We start from the raw sequence: 3,477 nt of genomic DNA on the forward strand, positions 1-3,477 counted from the left end.
AAGAACGCTTTGACGTGGGAAAGGATTGCCGCGTGCTCGTGATTGCCTGCGCCGCCTCGGTTCTCTAGCCATGCTCGAAAACACGTGGCTGCGGCTGCGAGTGTTTCACCGGGCTGCCATCCAGTGATTCCGCGTTCCGTTGCGTACTCGCCTGCCAGTCCGATTAGGGCGAGCCGCTGACAGACGCGATGTGCCTGACCGTTGGCGCCAGCCGGTAGATGCTCGGCAAGGAACTTCGCGGTCTCCTGACGCAAGTATTGTGCGATCACATTCGTCTCCTTCGCGATCGCGTTAAGCATTTCGATTGCGGCGACGCCATAGCTGCGCGTGCAGCCCTCGTTGATCAGCGCGGAGAGTTGTGCACCGCCGGCTTGCCCATGCAGCGTTTCGAAGAGACCGAAGCTCTGACCTGCATCGGCGGGAATCTCGACAAGGCGCACTTCCTGACCGGCCTTGGCCTTCTTTCCCCCGGCTTGCATGTGTTGTGCGAGACCGATTTCACCGGCCGACAGGAACAGCAATCGCCAAGATTGTCGTGCGCGCGCCGATCCGGTTCGTCCCGCACGCGCTTTTCCCGTGCCGTTCGCCAGCATGTAGGCGATTTCGCCTGCCTCACGAGGATCGACTTGCGCGAGTTCGTCGAGCACCAATAACGTATCGTTGTGAAGTGCGGCAAGACCCTCGAGGCCATTTGACGTCGCCCGCCAGCGCTGCATGTAGTCCGGACCACCATAGACACTGCATGCAGCGCGAAGCGCCGTTGTCTTGCCTGTCGACGAGTCGCCGACGATGTTCAGGCCGCCCGACTCTTGTCCTGAGTACGCCAGCATCATGCCGGCGAACGCGGTGGACACCGCAACGAGCATGCGGGAGTTGCCCGAGCAGTAGGCGGCAACATCGCGCTTCCAGTCCTCCAGCGTGCCTGCTTGGGAATACGTGCGCATCACGACTTCCGATTGGAAGATCACGCGCTCGTCTGACTCGCCGATCGTCCGGTCCGGAAACACGAAAGCGCCGTTGTGCCAGCCGGTGCGGGTAACGCATCGTCCACGTGCTTTTGGTTTGGCGGTCGTCACGTATTCCGTCAGCTTGTTGCGCGCGCGGAAGCTTGGGGCGATGTCCAGCCCCAACCGAGCGAGCTCGCCGCGCATGTCCGCGCCATCCGAACGCAACATCTCCATCGGCATCGCCCAGACATGGGGATGGTCGTCAGCGTCTTTCCATTCCAGCAGCCGGCCCCAGTTCTCCGAGGCGCGATCGCGCACGAGCGCACGAACGTGAAGCGGCGAGCAAATCCAGTGCGGCATACCGTCATCGTCTTTATAAAACACACCTTCCTTGCTCACGGTGAAACCGCGCGGCACACAACCCTTGTCGGGTAAATTCGCAGTATCGGGCTTCGGTGCCTTTTCAATTTGTGCGGCGACCGCGGCCGCGCCAAAACGTGTGTGCATGTCGTTGAAATCGGTCTCGTCTTGACTGCGCTTATCGCCAAATTCAGGCAGCGCCACACTGCCAGCGACGGCGCGCGCCGCTTCGACCGCCTTCTGTTGCCCGTTTCCAAGGTCAGCGAGCACCGTGATATCGGCATCGGGATAAGCGCCTCGCATCGCCTCAGCAACCTTCGTGAGGTTGCCGGCCGAGAGCGCAGCCACCGTCGCCTGACCAGTGCATTGCTGTGCTGATAGCGCTGTCGCAACACCTTCTGCGATGAGAATGCGTCGACAGTTCGACGGCGGTACGGACGCAAACCAACAGCCGCCTGCCTTCTCGCCGTTCGCCAAGGCGGACTTGCGCCCTGACTCGTCGATCATCTCGACGGTGGCGACCGCGCCCTTGATCATCACCGGCGCGATTAGGATTCGCCCCTCGAGCTGTACGCCGCCGGACTGCGGGTGATAACCGATCAGCGTCTTAATCTTTTGCACGTCGAGCTCACGGAGGGTGTCAATCGCCGCAACATCTTTGCGCATCAGGTAAGGGTGGTCATCACGTGCCCGTTGAGATCTCTCGACGATGGCGCGCGCAAGAGTAGCCGCGTGTTTGCGATCCTTCGCTCGTCTTTGTTCCTCCTTTTGTACGCGAGCGTCTCGCTCAGTCCGACGGCGTTCGACTTCCGCCGGATCAACGACGATGGCTGGCTTCGAGCGCGGGTTGTAGCCGTACTTCTTCGCGATCGCAAACAAGGTGGCAATCGTGATGCCGCCGTCAGGACGGATCGAGCGCCACGTGTCGCGAGTGTCCGCCGCAACATAATTCGCGCTACCCTGACTCCAAGTATCGAAGGTCTCGAAACCGCCGTCACCTTCCTCGTGCTTGATCGCAGCGGCGACACGAAACCAAACGTCACGGTCAACGTCTGGTGGGATGAACGAAAGCGCCGTGAGAATCCGCTGGTGAATGTCAAAGACGGTACTCATTGCTGACCTCCCGCAATTACACCGACCCTTGCGATCACCCGCGCGAAGGCAAGGTTGTCGCCAATCGCCGCGGTCGCTTGTCGTGCAAGCTTGCCCACGCGCGGCGAACGATCGCCCTTGGCCATCAGCGTTTCAAGCAGATCTGTGCGTCGAAAGCCGTTCTCGGCGGCCGCCGCGAAGACCACATCGAGCACGCGGCGTGCGAACTGGCGCACGTCGTCATCGACCTTCTTCGCGTGAAACACAAGAAAGCCGCACATGAGAACGCATTCGGTCGGGCTCGCGTATTTGCCTTCGGCGATGGGAATGCCTAGTTCGTAGTTTTCGTTCATACAGCCTCCCGTGACGCCAGCGTCAGGCCTTGAATAACCTGCGGCAGCAGTTCCGGACGCATCATCAGCCCCTTTTGCGTTGGCACAAACTCGCCCGCGCCATTGACCACCAAAAGTCGAATGTCAACGTACTCGCGGCCCTTGTACCAACGTTGTGAGATGCGGATTCGCTGCGTGGCGCTCTTTTGGATGTCAAGCACGACTCGCTCACCATTGGTCACGTTCATATGCCCTCCTGTGAGGAGTACTCATCGGTACGACCACGACGAGAACGTTCAACTTTGAGACGATCAATTAGCCGCTGTCGCAAGCACCAGTTCGATTGATGTGCAATCGCCGCCATCTGACTGATTAGCTCTAGGTCGCCGGCGATGCAATACAGAACAGTCGACTGGTCGTTGTCTTGAAGCGCACCTGACCGAGGCATCTTATTGCCGATGTCCCGGTCGCTATCAATCAGTGAACCAATGCCCTGAGCGAGCGCGGCTAAAGAGAACGCCATGCTAGGGATCGCGCTCACGGAGTCCGCAAGGTATTGCAGTTCGCTATCCGATGCATGCGCGATGTCGAAATGCTCGAAGAGTAAGTTGAGTAGGCGGGCTGCCGACGTGGCTTGCGCAGCATCAGCACGAGCCGCTGTCTTCATGGTGACGTTAGTCATGACGCACCTCGGCGCGGGCGAGTTCAGCGAGATGCAGCAACGCTTCGGCGCAGCAGTCGAGCGC

4 protein-coding genes are annotated in these 3,477 nt (G+C 60.1%); all 4 read right to left on the reverse strand.

Features of this window, described 5'->3' with window-relative positions:
• A partial coding sequence (locus NCT03_RS33425; protein ID WP_250470227.1) for a DUF927 domain-containing protein occupies positions 1-2,420 on the reverse strand: 2,420 nt, incomplete at its 3' end.
• The gene (locus NCT03_RS33430) at positions 2,417-2,752 is read right to left on the reverse strand and encodes a hypothetical protein (RefSeq protein WP_250470228.1); all 336 of its coding nucleotides are present in this window, start codon (positions 2,750-2,752) and stop codon (positions 2,417-2,419) included. The genes NCT03_RS33425 and NCT03_RS33430, both read right to left, overlap by 4 nt.
• A complete protein-coding gene (locus NCT03_RS33435) occupies positions 2,749-2,979 on the reverse strand; it encodes a transcriptional coactivator p15/PC4 family protein (RefSeq protein WP_250470229.1) in 231 nt (76 codons plus the stop codon). The genes NCT03_RS33430 and NCT03_RS33435 overlap by 4 nt, the downstream gene beginning before the upstream one ends.
• Positions 2,976-3,477 (reverse strand): hypothetical protein (locus NCT03_RS33440; RefSeq protein WP_250495490.1); only part of this gene is annotated, 502 nt, incomplete at its 5' end. The genes NCT03_RS33435 and NCT03_RS33440, both read right to left, overlap by 4 nt.

Source organism: Caballeronia sp. GAWG1-1, from assembly GCF_023631465.1.
Lineage (GTDB): Bacteria > Pseudomonadota > Gammaproteobacteria > Burkholderiales > Burkholderiaceae > Caballeronia.

Excerpts from the sequence above, each read along its gene's own strand:
- NCT03_RS33430 (WP_250470228.1), bottom strand. The coding sequence starts at position 2,752 with ATGAACGAAAACTACGAACTAGGCATTCCCATCGCCGAAGGCAAATAC.
- NCT03_RS33435 (WP_250470229.1), bottom strand. The coding sequence starts at position 2,979 with ATGAACGTGACCAATGGTGAGCGAGTCGTGCTTGACATCCAAAAGAGC.